Here is a 20,476-nt window from a genome sequence, read left to right on the forward strand (position 1 = left end):
TCAACGCTCCTGCGTATTGAGGGTTTTGAAATCTGCAACCAGTGGGCGGTGCTGCGTCACGGTGCATCTCCCGCGGGTTGCGGCGGCGCCGCCGGCGTCAAGCCGATCGGCGGGATTCGATCGCGGCAGTAGTTCATCTTCACGTCCAGGCGCCCGCTGGTTTCGCCCGCCTCGGTCTGGACGCCGCGGACGTCGAACAGCACATCCAGACGCTTGCAGCCAGGCCGCGGCAGGTCGCCGATCGGGCGAGCCGTGACGTAGACCGGGCCGTTGGCGTGCAACTTGGTGATGAGGGAACCCGCAACGGGTCCACGCAGCGCGCCAAACGCTGACCCGTGATCAATCGCGTCGATGAGAACTGCACTGAAGTCGTCGTAGCTGCCGGCGAAAGCCGCGGCCGGCAGCGCAAAAATCGCAGTAGCAAACGCTGCGCAGACAAGGCGCTTCATTGGGATACCCCTTTTCCGCTTCCGATCGATTGCCGCACGCGCTGCAGAATCGCGTCCTCGTCGACGGCCTTGGACTGGATCGAATTGACGAACTCGGTAAAGTCGATATTCGAAAAGTCGATACGCTGGAGTTGGTCGGCCGTGAAGCCACCGCAGCCGGCAAACGGGATGCCGAGTTGCGCCTTGCCTTGCTGGTTGACAAGCTTCGCGATCAGCGAGTTGAAACAGCAGTAGCTCTTCTTTTCCTCGACGCACACGCCGAGCACGCGCTTGGAGCAGCCCTGGTTGTACTGGACACAGAGGTTCTGGCCACGCTTCAGACTGAGCACCTGCTCGTCGGGGGAACAGGCGAGCCACATCTGGATCAGCTGCGCAGCGATCTCGGCCGCGAATACGTACGGATTGAAGTCGGCCAGTTGAACGCCGTTGGTCAGCGAGAACGAGAACTGGAAGCCGTAGGCACCAAAGGTGCCGGAGGTAGACAGCGCCCTATCGGCCCATGCACCCATCTGCAGGAGACCGGAGTTCACGATGGAGCTATCGACCGTTTCGTACAGTTGATCAAAGACATATTTCGAGCCTAACGCGATGCCTTGCTTGGCCGCCGTTCCGGCAACTGACAGTCCAGCGCTAACTGCGGCGCTTCCAATCGCGTTGTTCGAGTAAGCTGCACCGCCGCCGTTGCTGGTGCAGCAGCTCTTGATTTCGAGGCCGCCCAGCACCTTGATCGAGCAGCTGCTGTCGTAGCCTTTGAAAATGTTCACGTTCCCGCCACCGACACCGTAGGCGCCAGCTTCGCGCCCGGTTTCCAGCCCTGCTACGACCTTGCCGAGCGCGCCGTCCGCACCACTACTCGACGAGAAGCATCCGGCACCCGGTGCGCACATCGTGTTCGTGCATTGGGTGACGGTCGTTGTGTGCGCCGGGGTATCGAGACACTGGTACGTGTACTGCATCGTGTCGCAGCTTCCCGGCACCGCGTCGTTGTACGACACACACTGCTGGTTCACTAGGCCGCAGCCTTGCTGCTGCAATGGCGTGCAGTCGTTAACGGTGGAAGCGGCTTGGCATTCGTAGGTATCCTGGTAATTCCAGCAATCCTGGTATAGCGGAATCCCGTTGATGACACGAGTGCCGGCCGGCTCGATGCAGGTTGAACCTGTACGCTGGCAGGTTGGCGCGGCATACGCTACCGGCGCGGCGAGCAGGGTGGCCGTCATTACACTGCCGACGAAGCTGAACGCACGCGTGGCGAACGTGAGAGCGCGGATCTTCATTGTGCCGCCCGCTGTTCGAACGAGCTGCACTGGTCGATCCAGTTCGGCGTGCAAGTCGCGGTGCAGATCTGGTTCAGCGTCAGCTGAACTCGAGCCTGCCCACCGCCTTCGAAACCGTACCCACCGATCGCCGCTTGAATTTCGACGGTATTGACACCCTCATGCAGATACGAGCGGATATCGGTGTTGGGCGCAATGGTCGAGGGGTTCCCCTCGTACTCGCTACCGAATGTGAAGAACGGTCGATACTCCGTGAGGCCGCCGTCTGCGGTGAACGCAGTTTTATCCGAGCACACGCTCCGGATGCCGTTGTAAACCAAATTGTGAGTGAAGGTCACACCAGGCGAAGCGGCAGCAAGATAGCCAGTAGTCTGCCGTCCATCAATCCCGCCGGCCGACGCCGGCAGCGTCGCCTCCCCGCATTGGAGAATGCGACCGCCGTCCGGCGCATCGGTGTAGACCGTTACGCCGTTGATGTCGACGCTCCGCAGCGTATTGTTTGTCGTGATCTGGCTGATGACTGCGGTACCGATCTGACCGAGGTTCTGTACGCTGAAGCTCATCGAGCCGGACACGGTAAGTCCGTTGTAGCCCGAGTTGTCGTGATAACCCGTGTCCGCGCCGAAGTTCCAGAGAGCGGAGTTCGATGCCAGGCGCGAGGCAAACCCGCCGTTGAAACTTCCCTCGACGACTCCGCCGGCAGCGCAGCCTTGGTAGGGCTCGGTGCAGACCGGATCGTTGATGCGGTTGCACGTATATGTTTGTGTACCCACCGCCTGCTCGCAGGTTTCCTTCCGGTAGGTTGCTGGCACGGTCGACGTCACGTTGCGGCAGTCCTGCGAACTTGTCGTAGAGCCGGGGTTATTGATCGTCCCCTTGCTCCCGGTCACAATCGGATCGCTCGCGGTGATCGGCATGCGATTGGGCGGCTTCTTCGCGAGGTAATTCACGGCATCGCATTCCTGACGCCAGTAGGCGCTTGGATTAGCTGGCTGCGTCGAGCAATCCGCTTCCTTGCCGGAGCCGGCGGGCCCGAGACTGCCCTGCCCACCGCCATACAGCGGCGTCAGCTCGCCGTCCTGGTTCGTGTAGTTCGGCACGTTCGAGCCACCGCCACTGATGCTTCCATGAGCCGCATTCATTCCTGACCTACCGAACGACTGGCCTTCAGTAAACGCAGACCCGGTAGATGGGGCGTCCGCAGCAGCGCACACGGCGACCGCAGCTAGAGCGGTCGCGATGGCCAGTGGTGCGCTTCGGCGCAGGGTTGCCCGCAATCCGTTCATTCGACATCCCCCAGTGCACGGAGATATCGCTCGGCGATCCCCGCGTAGGTAGGGCTGTGATCGACGATCTGGCGGAGGGCGTACGCGGGCGTCACGTCGCCCGACAAGGAGACGTACGACGCCGGCAGCGCACATCCGCTGCTGTCGACCTGACTGTTGGCATCTCCACCGCGTGTGACGACATAGGCGGGCACGCGGGCGATGCGATACTGCGTGAACGCCTTCGGGTTGACGACGATGCCGCCGGACGCAATCCCCAGCCGCTGCATTTCAGCGGCCGTCGCCTTCAGCGAGTCGTTCTTGAAGCCCCGGAACACCACAGTGCCGCCGGCCTGATTCATTGTCTTCACCAGGCGTACGAGCGAGGCAGCGGGCATGGAGAAGCTCGCGAACGCGACGAAGGAATCCGTTACACGGCGCTGCGTACGGCTTTCATACCTTTTCGCAACGGCGAGAGGATCTGCACCGGCGGCGGCCGCCGCCGGCGTAGGCAGGTTCGGGAACGCGTTGCCATCGTGAGCAGCCTTTGCTGCCGCCTGATCCATTTGCCGATCGCGATTGCCCTGGATACGGCGCATCTCGGCGTCAATCGCATCCGACGAAGGCATCGCGCCGCGATAGCGCGCGGTGCCGCTGGCTGCCGCATCGAAGGTCGCTCGGCGCGTCGTATCGATCTGTTGCTGCTCGCGTGCAAGCGCGTCGTTCGAGACGGTCTGGGCCGACACCGACATGGTAGCTAGCCCGATCGTGCCGGCGGCCGCCAAGGAGGGAAGGAGACGTGTCATTGCGGGAGATCTCCCAGGTTTGCGCCCATGCAGCAGTTGCGCTTGCGAAAGATCTCGTAGGCGAAGTCCTCGCCGGTGTATGGGATCATTTTGCCGGCGCCCCAGAGGGCAGACGTGCGCCCATACGGCTGGCAGCACTGACCGTTGATTTGGTCGGTTTGCGCGACCGGATACAGCATCGTGTACTTGTATTGGGTCTTGTCCATCACGGGCTGCAGGTAATAGCCGCACATCGCGCCGTCACCCGTCGTTCCCCACATCAAGCCCTCGCGATGCAGCTTGGCGGTCATGCGCTCGACCAGCAGCGACGACGCCTGAATGGCCGAGACATGCGCCTGAACGTGGCCGTTGAACGGATAGATCGAGCCGTTGCAGCCCGCGCACCAAAACAGCAGGTTGCTGCCGAATCCAAGGCTGGACAGCACGCAGTCGCCGGCGCAAGCCGCCTGCGCGATCGGGCTACCGAACAGATACGTTTCCGGCTCGAGGAGCATGGTGAGATCGTCGTCGCTCCAGGTCGGATCGACTTCGGTCATGTACGCCATGTCGAAACTGCCTGTCTCCATGCATGGATCGTCGAGCAGGATCTCGGTGTAGTACATGACCGGATCGGTGTACCAGTGGACCTGATAGAAGCTCTGTTTGGTATCGTCCTTCTGCTCGCGCACCTCCCCCTCCGGCGCGTGGATGCCCGGGTTCAGCGAGATCCCGCCGAGCGAGACGAAGCAATACGGCGAGCGGGTGACGTCCACGCGCCGGATCGGCTCCCAGAAGCTGAACTTGACGCCGAACGTGCCGTTGCAGAAACAGAGGAAGCCGCCCGGGTTCGGCGTGTCGTCCTGCCCCATATTGAGGAACGTGGCGCTACCGATGGCCATCGGGAATGCGCATTCCCAGCAGATATCGGTGATCGGATTGGCGAATCGGCCAACGCACTGACCAGCGCCCGCCGGCGCGGATACGGTGAGGGCACCGAGCATCAGTGTGACGATGGCCAGGTAGCGGCGAAAGGCTCCCGCGACTCGTGTCGAGCGCGCGGTCATGGCTTCACCCAGAGGAGAATCTCCACCAATCCGTACGCGACAGCGGCGATCGTGCCCAGGGCGAGCACAAGCCAGATCAAAATGCCGACGGCTTCCGACACAGCACCGACAACGACTTCGACCGTTGCGGCAATCCATGAAGTTCGGAGGGGCTCATCGGAGTCGCCAACGGGTGTGGGTTCTTGCAACTGGCCTATGTTGTCCGGGGCGACGCCAATACCGAGCGACTCCTTTACTCCGTCCTGAATGCGCCGAATTAGATCCTTTGCCTCTGATTCGCTCAAGTGCGTTGCAACGACACCTGTCGAGCTGCTTGTCTCGTCGCCGGCACCGGCGACCACACGGTAGGTTGCGGGGAGCGTATCCCCGACCGACCGGCGCTCGGGTTGAATGGACAGGCGCTTTGCTTCATTGCCCCATGAGCCCGCCTTCCAGTTGAAGGTCGCGAACTGCTGCTCGCCTGAAACGATGACCTGGTCGCTGACGACATCGACCGTCAACGTGACCGGCTCAAGCGCCCGAAAATCGGTACCGCTCGACGGCGCCGGCTCATCAGTAGCTGCCAAACTATTGATCGTGTGAATGTCGCCGGCGATCGTGGCAAATCGTCTTTGCGCGTCAGCCAGGAGGGTCGGGGTCGACGGTCCGGGATGCATATAGACGCGCTGATACTCGAGCGCATCGATGACTTGTTTCGCGAGCAGATTCCCGATCGCCCCACTCTCGACTGCAGCTACGGCGCGACCGAGCACATGCATGGCGCCGTCTGGTATGGGCGCCCGATTCCACTGCTTCGCGAACCGGTAGTCGAGAAGCAGCGCTTCCGTTTTGAATGCGGCAAGAATGGCCTTGCCGTTGGCGAGCCGAAGGTCCGCGATGATCGGTGCAGCAATCGCGTCGTCGGTAATATCCACGGTCATGAAGTCGGGCATTACAGAATCTCCGAAGGGTTGAGCTATCGCAGTTGAGCCGCAGGCTCTTCCTCAAGAAGTAGCTGGTTACCGCGCTGGCTAATCACGGCCGGCACGCGGGTGATCCCGAAACGCTGGCTAAGTCGCCCCTGCTGATCGAAATACACTTGCCGTTTCCACGACTTCGTCAGCTCAAGCCACGAGCCAGCGGTCAGGATCGGTTTGATTGAATCCCCGGAGCGGGCCGCGAGGGCCTGGACCGCCTTTACCTGCGACGCATCACGGCCGTCGAAGAACACCAGGCGCTCGTGCAGCGTCACAATGTCGAGCGGATTGATACGCGTGCCGGCTGCGACGATCACGGCACCCTCATCATTGGTGACGGGTTTTGCGTAGGTCACCGTCGGATCAATCAATCGACTCGAGTACTCGCTAACGGTCGAAATTCCCGGCACTGGTGGCAGGGACGTGATGTCATGCAGCGCGCGCTGACGTGCGCGGCGCTCGATGGCCGCCAGCCCGCCATTGGCTTGCAGTTCAACCAGACGATGCTTCAGCATCGCAATCGCGTCGTGCTCTGCAATCGGATACGTCGGGCCAACGACACCCAAGTCCTCCGCGACTGCGAAAAGTGGACATACCGCCATCAGCAATGCCGAGATCCATGCGACTGCTGCGCGTCGCACACGCGGCCGTAGTTGCGGGCCGCCACCAAGGGAGCCGGCTCGCGAAGCGCCGGCCGAGGTGCTGAGGACACGGCATTGGTCAAAAGATTTCATAGGCCTCCCCGACGATTGCGGACTGGGGAACGGTGCCGACGATCGAGTACCGCGAATCGAGGCTGTCCGGGCTCGGTGTGGCAACAAAGTAGTGTCTGGGTGGAATCACACCGTCCTCGGTCGGAAACAGCGCCATCCCTGCAAGTGAAAGTGGCTTCGCGTAGCCGATATAGGTCTGATTGACCCAGACATTCCGGCCAATCACGCGCACGACATCGCCAGGCAGACCAGCCACGTGTTTGATGAAGGTCAGTCCTGCGGGGTAGGTCGCCCCCCCCGTGCCACCGAAATGCGATGGTGTCGCCGAGGTGCGGCCGACAGGGGCCCTTGCGGATAAAGTAGAGCGTCCCCGGCAGACTAGTCGACATGTTGAACGTCAGCCCATACCAGGGCGTGAGGCCCCATGCGACAGCCGCCACGATCGTCAGGGCGACGACGGTGCGAACAAACCGTCGATAGCGAGCCAGGCCGCTGGAGTAGGCGACGAGCGCGATCACTGTTCATCTCCGCGCAGGTCGGCCTTTGCAGCCATCGCGCACGCCGATCGGCAAAAGACGACATGCGTCGTTACGTTTGCAAGGATCGCCGCACCAGTACTGGTCGAGGCGGCCAGATAATCGCCAACGTCGGTCGGCGCGAATCGCTCTCGCGCCGTTCCTATTCCACGCGTGCGCGCCGAAAGCCGGGGCGGCACCATCAACCGGAGACGAGTCATTTGGCGATCCTCTTGGCGATCAGGTCCGTGAGATCGGGCGCATCACCTGCAAGCACGGCAGCTTTGTTGATCACCACGCAGCCACACTGCGCACCGAGCTGGTCCAGCGCGGCCGACAGGCGCTTTGCGTAATCGCCGGCGTGTTGTGTCGCCTTGTTCTTCGCGTCGTCCGTCATATGGACGGGATCGCCGTTGTTGAAGGTTTTCAGCAACGCTTCTTGCTCATCGCTGATGAGCTTCTGCACATCGACCACGACGACCGGCGCAACTTTTTCGCGTTGCGTCCAGAAGTAGACGAGCGGGGAGCCCAGCAACAACGAAGCGCCGATCGAGATAAGGCCGGTGAGTACGAGGTCGTGTCGCATGTTCATTTCCGTTTGGGTTGGATCAGGGCGCGGATGGCGTCCTCGGTGGAGGTGCCGGTGGTACGCAACTGCTCCATGAATTCGTAGTCGGGCCCCTTGGTGGTTGCCATGGCCAACGTGAATTCGTCGGGGATATGGCGCAGCAGGTGCGTGCCCCCGTTCGGGTCGACAAGGACGAACTCGCTATAGCGACCCGGCACCGGACGCAGCGACTTCAACATGCGCTTCAACCCCGGTGACAGATCCATCACATCACCCTTCTCGATCTTCTTGAGCGTGTCGTCGCTTTGCTTGAGGTGGAACTTCCATGCGGAGTTGTCGAAGGCGGCCTGCGTAGCCTTGTTCATCCCTGCATCGGTGATCCCCTGCGTCGCGAAAAAGAAGCTGCCTTCGTACTTGCGCGCACGCCGATACCCTTCTTCCATGAAGTCGGCCGATTCTTGATCGTCACCGACGATCTGCCAGCCCTCGTCCTGCAGGAACAGCTTCGGCCGCGACCGGTCAAAGCGGTACATTTCGTTGGTAACCTGATTGGTCAGGCCGAGCATGATCACCGTGCGCAGTTGGGGATCGCTGTTGAGGTGCTCGAGTTCAAGTCCGACCACTTCGTTGTCGAGTCGTACGTTGGTGCGCCCGTTGACGTAGTCGCCGTAAACACCCCCCTTGCAGAACGGTTCGAGACGCACGGCAAGCTCGTACGCGATGCGCTCGGGTTGCCCGTTCTGGTCCTTCAGGCTAAGCAGGGCGTCTCGCACCAACGTGGGACTACCTTCCTGGCCGTAGTCCTTCCATACGATGCGCACTGCGACATCGAGCAACGCGCCCTCGAACGGGGTGATAGGAGCGGTCGGCGATACCATGCGCGCGATAATCGGCCGGATGAATTTCACCTCGCTATCGAGGCCATTTTCGGTATCGATGCCAGCAGTGGAAAACGCATTGATGACAATTCGCGACCCAGGCTTGAAGTCGATGTACTGGCCGTGCCCCATGTCGATCTGCTTTTCATACGAGTAGCCCACGTCGCAGATCCGCACGATTCCACCGACCGAGCGAAACGCTGCGATGATCTCGTTCAAGAGCACCGATTTACCGGCCCCGGAAGTACCATCAACGAAGCCGTTGTAATTCGTCCCGCTCGAATAGATGTCTACGAGCGCGGGCGTACCGCGGCGCCCAAAAAAGAGCAGGTTGGCTCGTCCATTGGTACCCGACCACTCGCCGAGCACTGGCGCCATATCGGTCGCGTTCACGGTGGTCTTGGTAGTGATCAACCGAAACTTCTTGAGGTCGTCCCGCATGTCGCTTGTCAGCATCATGGGCAGCGCCGACAGGAATGTTGTGAGCTGCTGGGTCAGCATCGGGAACAGCTTGAAGCGCTCCGAGCGCCAGATCCCCTTCGCGGCCGCCACACACTGCTCGATTTTCTTGCGCGGGGCGAAGAGCGTCAGCGTGTGATAGAGCTCACACATCGAGCCGCCTTGCGTGAGCTGCATCGAGACGGCCTTCCAGTCCCTGTTCTGCAGGGCAAGTTCCGGCTGCAGCTTCGCGATCTTAGACTCGGCGTTCTGTGTCGCGCGAGCGCTACGCAAAGCGGCCCGTGTCTCGACGGCAGTCTGATCGAGAAGAAGGACGCCGAGCGTGATCAGGTACGGGCAGGGGTATTGATGGACATCGTTGAAGAGCGAGCCGACGATGTTGTTCATCTCCCACAGCTCTTTGCTACTCGGATACTGATGGACGCCGAAGCTGCGCACGGCGATGCGCGCGTCGGGCTCGTCGGCATCCTCGGGCGGCACTCCATAAAGCAAATGCTTCGCCTTCACACGCATGTGGTGACCGAAAGCCGTCAGTTGGTCACGTATGGGCTTGTCGTCGCTGTACGTCTGATCGATCGTTTCAGCCCCATCGCCAAAGAACGCACTGGGGTTGAGGATCGGCCAGAGAAACCGCATCAGATCGTTTGGCTCCGCAGTACGGCTTGCCAGGCTTGCGGAACTCAACGTCGCAGCGACGACGTCGCGAACATTCTGGATTTCTTCGATCAGCTTCAGATCGTCGAGCGAGCCCTTGCGCACGATCGACAGCAACAGCCGCTTGTCCGTGATCGAGTAGTTTTGGCCAAGAAACAGCGGCTGGCCGAGTTTGCCGCGGATGAACGCGGCGCGGCGCTCCGCCTGTTCCAGATAGAACGAGGGCGCACGTCCGGCTTCGGCGTACTCGCGCCGAAGATCGACGTAGGCGTTCAACGACTCCTCGATGATGGGGTCGCCCAGCAGCATCCATTGGAGCCCATAGCCGGCAGGAACTGAGTCATATAGGCCGTGGAGACTGCGGGTCAACTCCGCGTCGGCGCCGGTCTGCGGTGCAACCGCGAGCACGAAGCCAACCGAATCCGTGTTGTAGTAGAGCTCGGTGGCGGGGTCGTACTGGTCATACGGCAGCAGGTTATGAAGCCCGACGGTCTCGATGCGCCGCTGGTCCGCGGCAACGGGGGCGGGCGGTCCGAGATCATCCTCGGTGCCGAGAATTGCTTCGCTGATCGCTGTTCGCGCGAGCGATTTCGCGTCATCGATCCAGGCCTGCAAGGTGCTCATCGATGGCTCCTGAATCAGTGGTCCGTCGCTGCAGGCATCGCAGCCGCTGCACGGTCGACTGCGCCGGCGGGCGTGAGAATTCCCTGCATGACCCGATCGGCACTCGAGATCGAACCCGACGTCGAATCCGTGTTGGAGCTAGAGGTAGCTGCCTTGCTGACGCTGCTGCCAACATCCGGCGCAGGTGTCGGCGGCATCACCGGCCGGAACGCGGCCTGGATGCGCTGCTGGTTGTGCGCGATAGACCAGTGGCCAGGATCGACGATCAGATAGACGTACTCCTGATCGTGCAAGTCGGAGTCCGCGTCCTGCCACGGCGCGAACCAGATGCGCATTTCGCGCGAAGCCGTGTGAACCGGAGCGCCGCTATCGAGCGCTTTCGGGAGAATCCCGGCGGCGCCAACGAGCGGGCGTGAACTGGCACTGACCGGAGCACCCGATGCGCTCGATGTAGTGCCAGTGCCGGGATCTCCGGCATAGCTGCCGAGTGCGATATTCGTCGTCGCGCCGGCGCCTGTATGAACGCGCTGATCGGGCAGGTTATGCGCCATCGCGTTGGCATAGATGCCGGACATGCTGCTGCAAAGCACGCCTTCGGGCGCCTTGCAGGCGAATTGCGAACTCGCGTCGTATCCGCTGAAGCTGCAGCCGGTCAGACCGAGAAGGGCGTAAAGCGTGACGAGCTTGATCTTGCTTTTCATGGTCACTTCGCTCCGAGCCATTGATCGATTGCTTCGGCGCTGGCTGCGCCAGGCAGCACCCGCCCGTCCTCGCTCACAAGTGCGGGCGTGCCAGAAATGCCCATGCTTGCTGCCAGCGCTTCGTTCGCATCAATGGGATTTGCGCACGACACGAGCTTCGGCTCGACGCGCGGCGGTGCAGGTTTCTTGCCAGCGCCGCCAGTCGCAGCCGATCCTTGATCGCGCATCCAGCGCGACAATGCGAGGGGCATCCACGCGTGCCAAGTGGCAAGCCTGTCCTCGGCGCACCAGATCGCTATGGAATGCGCGCGGGCCCGCGGATGGATCGATTCGAGCGGATACATGAATCGATAGATCGTGACGTCCTTGAGCTTGGAGAGGTCGTCCTCCAAGGCCAGGCAGTAGGGACAATCAGGATCATCGAAGATCGCGAGCTTGCGGCGGCCGGTACCATGAACCTCGACGAACGCGTCCTGAAGCCGATCGGCCGGGAACCGCACCTTCTGCAGTGCTTGCTCGAGCGGCACGGTGAGATCCTGTTGCGTCACCATGTCGAAGAGGTGGCCAAACAGGAAGTACCGCCCGGTGACGTCCGTGTAGGCAACCTTGTTACCCATCACGACCTCATAGATGCCGGCCGACGGCGAGGCGGCGACCTCGCGAAACTGGGTCGCCGGGTAGCGTGCATGAAGCGCTGCCTTGAGCGCAGCAACCCCGGGATCAACGTTCGGATCGGCCGGGTTTATCTGCGACGTGGCACCCTGAGCGGCGGACGCCGTGACACCGACTTCAGAGCTTGGCCCGGCGACGTGCGCCGGCACGGTGGACGTACCTTGGGTGGTGCACCCCCACGCGATGCACGTCGTCATCAGAAGAGCGAAAGTGAATTTGGCCTGTTTCATTGGATCGTTGAGCATGTTGAGGATAAGGTGCCGCCGACGAACGTGGGTGCCGACGAGGGAAGAGGGGTCAACCACGTGCGGTCGCGACACCTGATCTTGCTGGACTCGGTCATCGCCGCACCATCATGCAAAGGTCGGCGCGGCGCTTGATCTCATCCGCGTACGCGAGCTCGACGCAGCTCCCACCGAACATCCCTTCCGACACGCGCATGGCGGCTTCGCGGTAGCAGAATGGACAGGGAATCAGTTGATAGTGGCGCGGAGAGTTCACTGACCTTCTCCAAAAGTCACCGCACGCGCGGCTACACGCTCGAAATAGAAGACGACGGGCGCCCCGGTTTCCTCGATCAACCCGTAGCACTTCGCCAGGCGATAGATCGGGTGATACGCGTTGAGGGAGGCGACATGCTTCATAAGCGACTGGCGCCACTGCTCGAGCGACATCTGCCCCTTGCTGATGTTGCAAGGCGGACAGGACGGCATGTAATTCGACTCGACGTCACGCTCCGGATGCCTGGACGGGCCGCTCACAAGCTTCCATTGGCCATCCGCGGTACGCTTGGACTCGACCGCGCGTACAACCGGGTCTACATGGTCGCCATGCCAACGATCGGGCAATGGCATTCCGCAGTACGCGCAACGTCCGTCGTATTTGCGCCGGAGCCGTTCGCGCTGGGCTTTCGTCAGTCGGCTCACGCTTTCTGCTCCAATGAAGGAGCGGCAGAATCGTGACAGACGGCCTCGCGATCCGCGCCTGCGCCCACCTTGACGGCCGCAGCGGGTCGCTCTGCTGCCGTGGAACGGATCACAATCTCCACCTGTTCCCAGAGCAAGGGCTTGCACTCGCGAGCAAGTTCGTTCGGAAAGCCGGTAATGCCAATGGCACCGGCCGATGTCCTGATGTCGAGTTGGCCACCCATGACCGGACTGCTGGAAATCTTCGTGAGCTCGCCGACGGCAACGATCTCGGGCGGCGCAGGGGCAGGCGCCACGGCCTCGCCTTTGTACCAGTGCATCATGGCGAGCAGGCCGATATCGATGGGGTCGCCCTTGTCGACGTGCGAGCGCAACATCGTCGACAGGTCATCCCGTTGCGCGCTCCACCAGCCGGCACGCCCCTGGGCTCTGCCCACCGCCATCTTTGCCTTCAACACACTGTTGAACCCGTCGAGTGCCGCGTCGTCGAACGCTGCCGCACTTGTCAGCGGATTCGCGTCGGTTACGGCTGACGAACCGAATTCGTTGCTGGAGAGGTCCAGCAGATCGGCAGCTTGCTTAAGAAACTCCAGGAAGCCAGATTGAAACGCGGGATCACCTCGAAATCGATCGGCACCGATATCCGCGAATCCGCGCACGTGCTCGGTAATGAGCGAAGCCGCGCCGAGCCAACCGGCAAGCGCCCGGCGCATTTCCGGTTGGTGGTAGTTGCCGTCTCCATCCTGCGAGAACGACGCTTCGCGCTCCGCTTCGTCCGCACACCGTTGCATTGCGGCCTCGAACGCTGCGACGGTCACGCTCTTCGTTTCATCAGTCATCGGTGTAGCCCCCATCGTTAGCACGGCCATCGTTGGCCAGGCCATCGTTGATGTTGCTGATATCGGAGAGGGCGCCGTCGTATTCGGCTCCCTTTGTCACGGCGAACTCGACAATGCGACCACCGTCCGTTTCGATCACGGGGAAAAGCTTCTCAGCCGTGCGGATGTAGTACTGCTTAAGAGCGTCGGCGCCCCCAGATACGCCACTGCCGATAGCAGCACGGCCGACCTGGCTCGGATTGATAATGGAGGTCGACCCAAGGGCGGTATTGCTGAGGGTGTTGGCGGACTGATTGAACGCTTGCCCAATCCCGGACGAGATACCGGCGAACACCGACATGGCCAATGCCGATCCGGCCTTCGAGACGAGCCGACCTCGCACACCCTCCTTGCCGTCCTCGCCCATCACGTTGCCCTTGATCGGCATTTCCACGGTTCGGCCGTTCTTCAGGATGCAGTCGAGCGTTTCGCCGCGCATGTGAGTGCGCTCGCTGGACACATCGCCATATGCCTGCGTCAGAATCCGGCACTCAGTGATGTCGAGCTTGCGGCTGTTCGGCAGATTGGCTGGGTCCAATACCTGGAGGAACACCGGAAGCGGGTCGTGCTGCGCCTCACCTCCCGTTGGCGCGTCGACACCGTTCATCATGAATACGCGAACAAACGAGGAGCCCGGGATGAAGCTGACTTTCTTCTTGCCGTTGGCCTTCAGGCAGTCCTGCTGTGCGCGTGTCGCCTGATCCAACGGCAACGACGAGTAGCGGGGGTCGACGCAGTCGGCCCCGTTGCCGGTCGGTGTATTGAATTGAATGATGTCGAGCTTCGGAGGGCCTCCAGCCATATCGACACCGAGCTTGCCGGGTTTGCCGAACGGCGGGTTCAGGATCGCCCCCGTCTTGGCCGGGGCTCCGTTGAGGGGAATCGGCTTGTCCAGCGCCGCGCGGTCCGCCGTTGTTCCTGACGCGGTAGCCGGCGTGCTTGCTGGCGTGCTCTTCATCGCGTCGATTCGCTTTCCGAGCTCTTCCTGCGCTTTCGACAAGGCTTTCATCTGCGACACGGCATCGTCGGCGCGCGAATCGATACTCGACATCCTGCGAGTAAGCTCAGCGAGTTGTGCCTCGGAGTGAGCCCGCCAGGCATTGCGATCGTTCTGATCGCCGAGACTCGTAAACGGAACCTTCGTGGTGAATTCACGATTGGCCGGCCCGCTCTGGGTAAAGTACATGCCAGCACCGAAGAGGCCGGCGAGCACGGCGAAAACAGCCACCGTCAGGATCCGCTGGCGGTGCTTGGTCGCCTGATTGACGTCACTCATGGTCGCCTCGCTCACGAACGACATAGACGATCGTGCTGGCTCCGGCCGGCAGGTTTGCGTTCTCGATCGCGATGGCGAGCACGCCCGGCGCATATAGTTCGCGCTCGTCGATGGCCATGTCACTGTGGGAGGTATTCGAGAGCGTGTAGGTCTCGCCAATGAAATCGCCGTCGCTGTACTGCCGGACCAGCGTCAACACAGCCTCCTTCCAGAGCGGCACGACAGTGTCGACCGACGTGTACGACAGCTGCGGTGCCCCCCGACCACCGGCCATCGCCAGCATCATGAGTTTCACCCGTCGTTGAAAGGCCGATGCGTGGAGCGCTTGGGTCGAGCGCGCTGCAGGCGGTTCGATACGGATATCTTCGGCCGGTCGCGGACCAGGTACGAGCAACAAACGGTAGGTGGTGCCCGCGTCATCGATCACGAACACCGTGATCGACTCGTTCAGCGCGGTGGGATTTGCGGGCATGAGCCAGAGCTTCCCACCGTCTTGCGTCCACGAGATCGAGTTAGGTACGGCAGGCACGATCTTCGAAAAGCCGCGCCCCCCGGACATTGACAGAACGTTGTATTCCGCCGCGGAGATCGAGACCTGCTGCGGCTGCCGATCCGCTCCCTTGACGACCTGGATCGCGTGCGCACCAGCGGTAGTCAGCAACATCACGGTGGCAAACACGAGACGCGGCCTGAAGGCCGCGCGCTTTTTCAGCGGCAGTCGATTGAAGGCAAATTTCATGATGCGGGGGTCTCCGTTGTGACCAGCGGCTCGACGCCTTGTTTGCCGCGCGTGGCTTCTCGGATGTCGAGGAGGACCAAGCGGCCGAAGACGGTGATTCCGAAATAGACCTCATAGGTCTTTTGTTCCGAGCTCGTGCGTTTGCCGGAGATGTAGGTGGTCAAGGTGCCGGTGACCTTCACGGCCTTGTTGCGGAAGTCCACCTCACCAACCCCCATCGGCTCGAAGACGTTCGTCACGCCGTCGTGCTTGATCTGCAGCGCGTCGGCCTCCCATTCGGTCTTGAGCGCGGCGCGCCGATCGTCGTCGACCATGGACAGGAGAATCCGTACGTTGTTGTCGACGGTGGTCGGCGTGACATTTTTGGAAAGAGAAAGCACGTACGCGGCCTGATCGGCGAGGTACTGGTCGTTCGCGTAGCGGGCCCCGATGACGTAGGTGCCGCGAACGGCTGGCGGCATGATGATGACGCGCTGCGTGACGACCAGCCATGCGCAGACGAGCGCGATGACTACGCTGGTGGTGCCGTTTCCGAGCAGTACTTTCTTCAGAAAGCGGTTCTCGGCCTGCAGCGCTTCGCGTGATTGGGCGGCTTTACCGGGGGTCATCGCGTCACCCGTTCAGTTCGCGAAGATCGGACGGCGGAAACTTCTTCGGCGCCGGCTGACCCAATACCCAGTACATGACGTGAGCCGACATACCGGGATGCTGGCCGGAGCTGAACTTCTGCCAAACCGCCGCGAGCGCAACGCCCACGACAAGGCCAAGCAAGGTGTGGTTGAGCAACACACCGCCGATCGTGCCAGTAAGGCCGATCGCTGCTACATCCTTGCGAAAGAACAGAAACTTCTCCGGGTCGTCAAGGCGACTGGGCACGTAGTGACTGAGATCATCCGACATCGCCGCCCCCGCTCAAATCGTCGCGGTGTAGCTTGCGTCGATGATGCCGACGATCACGCCGACCGCGATGCCGATACCGGACGGAATGACAAACGCACCGTAGTCCTTCACGAACATCGCTCGAACGCTTCCCCACAACACGCCGGCAAGGGCACATGTCTTACCGGGGTTGCCTTTTGCCCAACCTTCTACAGTTGTCGACCCTTGCTGGAACTCTGCGCCGTCCGTTCCGAACGCGTAGCGTGCGACCATCATCAGCGTGACGGCGAGCATCACGGCAGCGATGAAGTTCAGCGTTTCACGCACTTCGGGGTTCTGCAGCAGCGCCTTCACGCGATCCTCGAATGCAACGAGGGCGCTCGCGGCTCGATATTCGAGCATCTCGAGCTGGTTGAATTGAGCGGTATTCATCTAGTCCTCATGTGGTGGGTAGCCAGCAGCGCGGGCCGGGTGTAGTGCTCGCGCCACTATGGGCAGCGCGAGCACGATTCAGGGAGAGAGTAGTTAAACGGACAATCAATCATTTATTACGGACTACGTACTACCTAACATCCTCCTTGGTCGAGTGGTGAATCGGTCAGCTGCGCGGACTAACGGTCCGCTAAATTCTTCGGCACCGCGCCGACGGTGTCGCCAGCCGTGCAAAGCGTCCGATTCGCCACCTTCGCGACTCGGTGGACATGTCGGATTCGCGCGTGCCGGGATCGGTGGTGGGTGGCGATCGGCGTGGGAAGCGCTCGAATGGGTTGGTTTTCCGCCGCCGATGAAGGGAGCGATAGATTCTCTTGAACGACAGACGTCGGCGCCGCGCGGTGCTTGATCGTCGGTTCAGGGCACGTGTCGCCCAAACAGAACACGTAGCGGCCGGAGCCGGGTTCACCGATCTGCGTGACGTCGTAGTCCGGAAGACGGGAAGACGCAAAGCAGGCCTGCGCAAGCGTCCCGACAATAAGGCCAAGAAGAGGGACAAGGCGCATCATCGCGTGCCCCCCGCGGAGACCTTGCCGAGCGTCGACTGGGCGCGGTAGCCGGCATAGGCATGCTGCACCAGCCGGACATAGCGCGCCTGAGCGGCGGTGTTCGTGGAACCTGGCCCGGTGTTGTAGCAACCGACGGCGGCCCAAGTCGCGCCCTTGGCCTGAATGCAGTTGGCGAGCACCCATGCGCTGAGCTTGAGGTTCACACATGGATTCAGGAGGTCGCGTTGGGTAACGCCGTAGCTCACGAGCTCGGGAAGATGAACATCGTTGATTTGCGCTGCCCCCCAAGCCCTGTGGCCGTCGGGCAAGCGCGGCCCAACCGCGCCGGGCATGCCACGAGATTCGACCCAGGTTATCGCCCGCAGGAGATCGGGATCCAGGTGATAGAGGGCTGCGGCCTCATTGAAGATATTGCCCTTGCAAACGTCGGCGGTCGCCGACGGCGCGGCGAGCAGGGCAATCGCGGCGGCAAGCGCCCCGCAGAAGGTGCGCATCGCACGCAGTGGGCGGCGACGCACGGAATAAAAAACGTAGCGAACCGGGTTGGCCCGAGACGCTACGAGACCGCCTGCAGTCGAGGCACTGAGAGAAGGAAGCGACAGGCGGGATACGAGCCAAGGCGACTCGTACCGAAAGAGCAACATTGAGCAAAAGGCATGCGCTTCTGAATAGAAGCGTGGCACCGGACCCGCAGGGCGAAATACGTGGCTGCGAATGAAGTCTGAGCATGCGCAGCGAAGGAAAGCCCTCTTCACCGGTGGCATTCCGGCGAGGGGTAAGAAGCGCATCGTCGTCCCACGAAAAAGGGACGCATCGAACGCGTCAAGCCCGAAGGATTGACGTACAATATCTGTAGCCACGAGTGGTCTCTCTCAGCTTTCCCAGCTATTTGCTTGTGGTCAGGGCATATAGGGTGTTGGCGCACCCTGTATGTCCGTCTTAATTAACTACAACTGCACGACAGAGACATGAATGTTCGGATCATTTCCGAATTTGCGACGTAAGGAGATCCGCAACGCCGCACATCCTTTGTTGTCTACATCAAAACCCACGGCGGTCAATGACCAAGATCGCGTACTACAAAACGGCTAGTCATACGCGGGCAGCGCTAAGAACTCACTACGCTTCCGAACGAGTGACCCAGTGGCCGTGTCTGGCTCGTGTTGGTAAGACCGACGCCGAATACCCTTATCCCGATCCGTCTCGTTCGTACCGCTCACCCCTTCGGATTCCACTGCAGGGTGATCACATTTACGTTCAGCTCGTGCTTCTCAAAGTACTTCATCATGCTATCCAGGCTTGCCCACGTCCTCGGTTCATTGCGGAACGTGTACAACGTGTGCAGCCCCTCCTTCCACGACAGTTCGACGACGAAGAGATAGCCTTTATCCGTGCGCAACACCGACGCGTGCTTGATAGCGTTGTTCTTCGCCGCATCCCGAAATTCGGCCTCAGTAATCTTGCTCAACCCACCCTCCAATGTGCTCAACTGGAGGATAGTAAAGCGATAGCTACCGATTCGGATGGTTCGGGTCAATTTCCACCAACATTCGCTTTATTGCATTGCATTAGAACATGACTTGCATTGCAAAACAACATATTTTGCAAGGCGCATTGGGAGGCCTTTGATCTTGTCCTCCTACCGAGACCCGCGCCGATCAGTCGACCAGCAAATGACGTTACGAACTGTAACAGGATGTTGAAAATTTTCAACTCCTTCGTTGAACAAAAAATAGGGTCGGGTATAGCGCGTGAAGAAAAAAGAAGAACTTACAAGCTTAGCGGCCACTTTTGTGGCAACCGTCAAGCACCTGCAGCAGGAGGCCGGGGTCAACGACTCGGAACTGTCGCGTGCGATCGAACTTGACCGGGGGACCCTAAGCCGCCTTTTATCTGGTGAAACTATCGATCCGCGACTGAGCACGATCTCGGCGATCGCCAGGTTTTTCGCCGTTCCGATGTCGTCCCTCTTCGGCGAGGAGAGCAGGGGGTTCGTGCCCGTCTATGAGCAGCGGAGTCTACGCGACGCTCGAAAAGCATCCGCAGCTCCCCGCCACGATCAGCTCTGGATCAAGGTATCGAACGCAAATTCGAGCCGGTTTGCGATTGCACTCGCCCCCAAGAGCCGCACTGAACCGCTGCCGCCCAACGCCACCCTTGTCATAGGAGATTACGCTTCTCTTGATTCCGGCGACTTGGCACTTGTTGAAGTGGATGAACAAACTTATACCTTCGTCAAATTGACAGATGGCGAAAGGCTCATCGGATACGACATTGAATCGACGTCTAAGCGCCGCCCGATATTGATAAATGAGCAAGCGATCATCGGAAAGGTTCTGGAGATTATAATGGGCCGCTAGCCGCGAGCGAAATTGATTTTATAGTCATAGTAATCGACACCGTCACGCGACTTTATCCAGAGCACGATCCTTGAAAACAAGACAGAGAACGCCATTTCGTACAGCATCTTTATCGTAATTTGAGCAAGCACTATCTTGAGTAGCACAATCAACGGCACTACACCGTAAAACAAGAGTGCTCCAAACAAAACGCTATCGACAACTGCTCCGACGGCGTTCGCAGCAAGGAACCGAAGGATCAAGGCGCGACCTTTTAGTGCGATCTTCAACCGAGATACAACCAGGGAATTAGACAATTCGCCCGCGAAGTATCCAACTGCCGACGCGCCAAGCGCTCGCATCATTTGATGGGACACCCCAAGAACGCTGCCGCCTAGCCATCCGGCCTTCTCAAGCGAGAGAATAATCAAAATGACCGGTATGTTCACTAAAAACGCACCCCAGATCACGTGCCTGCTTACGACGAAGCCATACGTTTCCGTGATGCAGGCCCCAAAACAATATGTCAACGGAAAAACGACAAGCGCCGTAGGAAAAAGAACGCTGTACCCGTGGAGGAAAGGTAGGTTGATGGTGGTAATACTATCCCCGATTAAATTGGTGGTGACCAACATGACGCTGAAAAGCGCCGTAAGATAAATAATTCCGTATGGAAAGTGTGGCACTCGCTCGGTGATGTTCTGGATATTGACATCGCTAGCATTTACGGTAGCGAGCAATGCGACATCATTGGCAGAGAATTTGCCGATCCAGTCTGCCTCTAGAAGTTTCCCAACGGGGAGTTTCATTGAAATGCCCGTATCATTCACTCGCACTCTTGCGACCGAAAATCGCTTT

24 protein-coding genes are annotated in these 20,476 nt (G+C 60.5%); 1 reads left to right on the forward strand and 23 read right to left on the reverse strand.

Features of this window, described 5'->3' with window-relative positions; translation table 11 throughout:
- Positions 1-56: 56 nt before the first annotated feature.
- The 22 genes from HWX00_RS34225 to HWX00_RS34330 all read right to left on the reverse strand — a co-directional run bounded on the left by HWX00_RS34225 (position 57) and on the right by HWX00_RS34330 (position 18,747).
- Positions 57-449 carry a hypothetical protein gene (locus HWX00_RS34225; RefSeq protein ID WP_175028053.1) on the reverse strand — a complete coding sequence of 131 codons (393 nt, stop codon included), beginning with the start codon at positions 447-449 and terminating at the stop codon, positions 57-59.
- Positions 446-1,726: a conjugal transfer protein TraN gene (locus HWX00_RS34230; RefSeq protein WP_058904060.1), complete on the reverse strand. Its 1,281-nt coding sequence runs from the start codon at positions 1,724-1,726 to the stop codon at positions 446-448. Before HWX00_RS34230 ends, HWX00_RS34225 begins: the two co-directional genes overlap by 4 nt.
- Positions 1,723-2,826 carry a hypothetical protein gene (locus HWX00_RS34235; RefSeq protein ID WP_226194322.1) on the reverse strand — a complete coding sequence of 368 codons (1,104 nt, stop codon included), beginning with the start codon at positions 2,824-2,826 and terminating at the stop codon, positions 1,723-1,725. Before HWX00_RS34235 ends, HWX00_RS34230 begins: the two co-directional genes overlap by 4 nt.
- 182 nt (positions 2,827-3,008) lie before the next feature.
- Positions 3,009-3,797: a type-F conjugative transfer system pilin assembly protein TrbC gene (trbC, locus tag HWX00_RS34240; RefSeq protein ID WP_175028051.1), complete on the reverse strand. Its 789-nt coding sequence runs from the start codon at positions 3,795-3,797 to the stop codon at positions 3,009-3,011.
- Entirely contained in the window at positions 3,794-4,840 is a 1,047-nt protein-coding gene (traU, locus tag HWX00_RS34245; RefSeq protein WP_175028050.1) for a conjugal transfer pilus assembly protein TraU, read from the reverse strand. Before traU ends, trbC begins: the two co-directional genes overlap by 4 nt.
- Positions 4,837-5,772 carry a hypothetical protein gene (locus HWX00_RS34250; RefSeq protein ID WP_175028049.1) on the reverse strand — a complete coding sequence of 312 codons (936 nt, stop codon included), beginning with the start codon at positions 5,770-5,772 and terminating at the stop codon, positions 4,837-4,839. Before HWX00_RS34250 ends, traU begins: the two co-directional genes overlap by 4 nt.
- Positions 5,773-5,795: 23 nt before the next feature.
- A complete protein-coding gene (gene traW / locus HWX00_RS34255) occupies positions 5,796-6,398 on the reverse strand; it encodes a type-F conjugative transfer system protein TraW (RefSeq protein WP_175028078.1) in 603 nt (200 codons plus the stop codon).
- Between the two features lie 118 nt (positions 6,399-6,516).
- The gene (locus HWX00_RS37075) at positions 6,517-6,741 is read right to left on the reverse strand and encodes a S26 family signal peptidase (protein ID WP_244131207.1); all 225 of its coding nucleotides are present in this window, start codon (positions 6,739-6,741) and stop codon (positions 6,517-6,519) included.
- Between the two features lie 500 nt (positions 6,742-7,241).
- The gene (locus tag HWX00_RS34265; RefSeq protein WP_226194324.1) at positions 7,242-7,610 is read right to left on the reverse strand and encodes a TrbI F-type domain-containing protein; all 369 of its coding nucleotides are present in this window, start codon (positions 7,608-7,610) and stop codon (positions 7,242-7,244) included.
- 2 nt (positions 7,611-7,612) lie between these two features.
- Positions 7,613-10,207, reverse strand: coding sequence for a type IV secretion system protein TraC (traC, locus tag HWX00_RS34270; protein ID WP_175028048.1), 2,595 nt, complete (start codon positions 10,205-10,207; stop codon positions 7,613-7,615).
- Positions 10,208-10,221: 14 nt separating this feature from the next.
- Complete coding sequence (gene traV / locus HWX00_RS34275; protein ID WP_175028047.1) at positions 10,222-10,908, reverse strand: type IV conjugative transfer system lipoprotein TraV; 687 nt, start codon at positions 10,906-10,908, stop codon at positions 10,222-10,224.
- 2 nt (positions 10,909-10,910) lie between these two features.
- The gene (locus HWX00_RS34280) at positions 10,911-11,885 is read right to left on the reverse strand and encodes a DsbC family protein (RefSeq protein WP_226194325.1); all 975 of its coding nucleotides are present in this window, start codon (positions 11,883-11,885) and stop codon (positions 10,911-10,913) included.
- Between the two features lie 34 nt (positions 11,886-11,919).
- Positions 11,920-12,081, reverse strand: a complete 162-nt coding sequence (locus tag HWX00_RS34285) for a hypothetical protein (RefSeq protein ID WP_175028046.1) — start codon at positions 12,079-12,081, stop codon at positions 11,920-11,922.
- A complete protein-coding gene (locus tag HWX00_RS34290) occupies positions 12,078-12,506 on the reverse strand; it encodes an HNH endonuclease (protein WP_175028045.1) in 429 nt (142 codons plus the stop codon). Before HWX00_RS34290 ends, HWX00_RS34285 begins: the two co-directional genes overlap by 4 nt.
- Positions 12,503-13,345 (reverse strand): hypothetical protein, encoded by an 843-nt coding sequence (locus tag HWX00_RS34295; RefSeq protein WP_175028044.1) that lies wholly within the window; start codon positions 13,343-13,345, stop codon positions 12,503-12,505. Before HWX00_RS34295 ends, HWX00_RS34290 begins: the two co-directional genes overlap by 4 nt.
- Positions 13,338-14,660 carry a TraB/TrbI/VirB10 family type IV secretion system protein gene (locus HWX00_RS34300; RefSeq protein WP_175028043.1) on the reverse strand — a complete coding sequence of 441 codons (1,323 nt, stop codon included), beginning with the start codon at positions 14,658-14,660 and terminating at the stop codon, positions 13,338-13,340. Before HWX00_RS34300 ends, HWX00_RS34295 begins: the two co-directional genes overlap by 8 nt.
- Positions 14,653-15,399, reverse strand: coding sequence for a type-F conjugative transfer system secretin TraK (locus HWX00_RS34305; RefSeq protein WP_226194326.1), 747 nt, complete (start codon positions 15,397-15,399; stop codon positions 14,653-14,655). Before HWX00_RS34305 ends, HWX00_RS34300 begins: the two co-directional genes overlap by 8 nt.
- A complete protein-coding gene (locus HWX00_RS34310) occupies positions 15,396-16,007 on the reverse strand; it encodes a type IV conjugative transfer system protein TraE (RefSeq protein WP_058904072.1) in 612 nt (203 codons plus the stop codon). Before HWX00_RS34310 ends, HWX00_RS34305 begins: the two co-directional genes overlap by 4 nt.
- Positions 16,008-16,011: 4 nt before the next feature.
- The gene (gene traL / locus HWX00_RS34315; protein ID WP_058904073.1) at positions 16,012-16,299 is read right to left on the reverse strand and encodes a type IV conjugative transfer system protein TraL; all 288 of its coding nucleotides are present in this window, start codon (positions 16,297-16,299) and stop codon (positions 16,012-16,014) included.
- A 12-nt stretch (positions 16,300-16,311) separates the two neighbouring features.
- Complete coding sequence (locus tag HWX00_RS34320; RefSeq protein ID WP_053526833.1) at positions 16,312-16,710, reverse strand: hypothetical protein; 399 nt, start codon at positions 16,708-16,710, stop codon at positions 16,312-16,314.
- A gap of 565 nt (positions 16,711-17,275) precedes the next feature.
- Positions 17,276-17,773, reverse strand: coding sequence for a lytic transglycosylase domain-containing protein (locus HWX00_RS34325; protein WP_058904075.1), 498 nt, complete (start codon positions 17,771-17,773; stop codon positions 17,276-17,278).
- Between the two features lie 722 nt (positions 17,774-18,495).
- Positions 18,496-18,747 (reverse strand): hypothetical protein, encoded by a 252-nt coding sequence (locus HWX00_RS34330; RefSeq protein WP_137910251.1) that lies wholly within the window; start codon positions 18,745-18,747, stop codon positions 18,496-18,498.
- A 283-nt stretch (positions 18,748-19,030) separates the two neighbouring features.
- Between HWX00_RS34330 and HWX00_RS34335 the strand changes: the two genes are divergently transcribed.
- Positions 19,031-19,639 (forward strand): helix-turn-helix domain-containing protein, encoded by a 609-nt coding sequence (locus tag HWX00_RS34335; RefSeq protein ID WP_077175804.1) that lies wholly within the window; start codon positions 19,031-19,033, stop codon positions 19,637-19,639.
- Here HWX00_RS34335 and HWX00_RS34340 read toward each other — a convergent pair.
- Positions 19,636-20,427: a VUT family protein gene (locus HWX00_RS34340; RefSeq protein ID WP_226194328.1), complete on the reverse strand. Its 792-nt coding sequence runs from the start codon at positions 20,425-20,427 to the stop codon at positions 19,636-19,638. The genes HWX00_RS34335 and HWX00_RS34340 overlap by 4 nt on opposite strands.
- Positions 20,428-20,476 lie beyond the last annotated feature (49 nt).

Source organism: Burkholderia seminalis DSM 23518, assembly GCF_902832885.1.
GTDB lineage: Bacteria > Pseudomonadota > Gammaproteobacteria > Burkholderiales > Burkholderiaceae > Burkholderia > Burkholderia seminalis.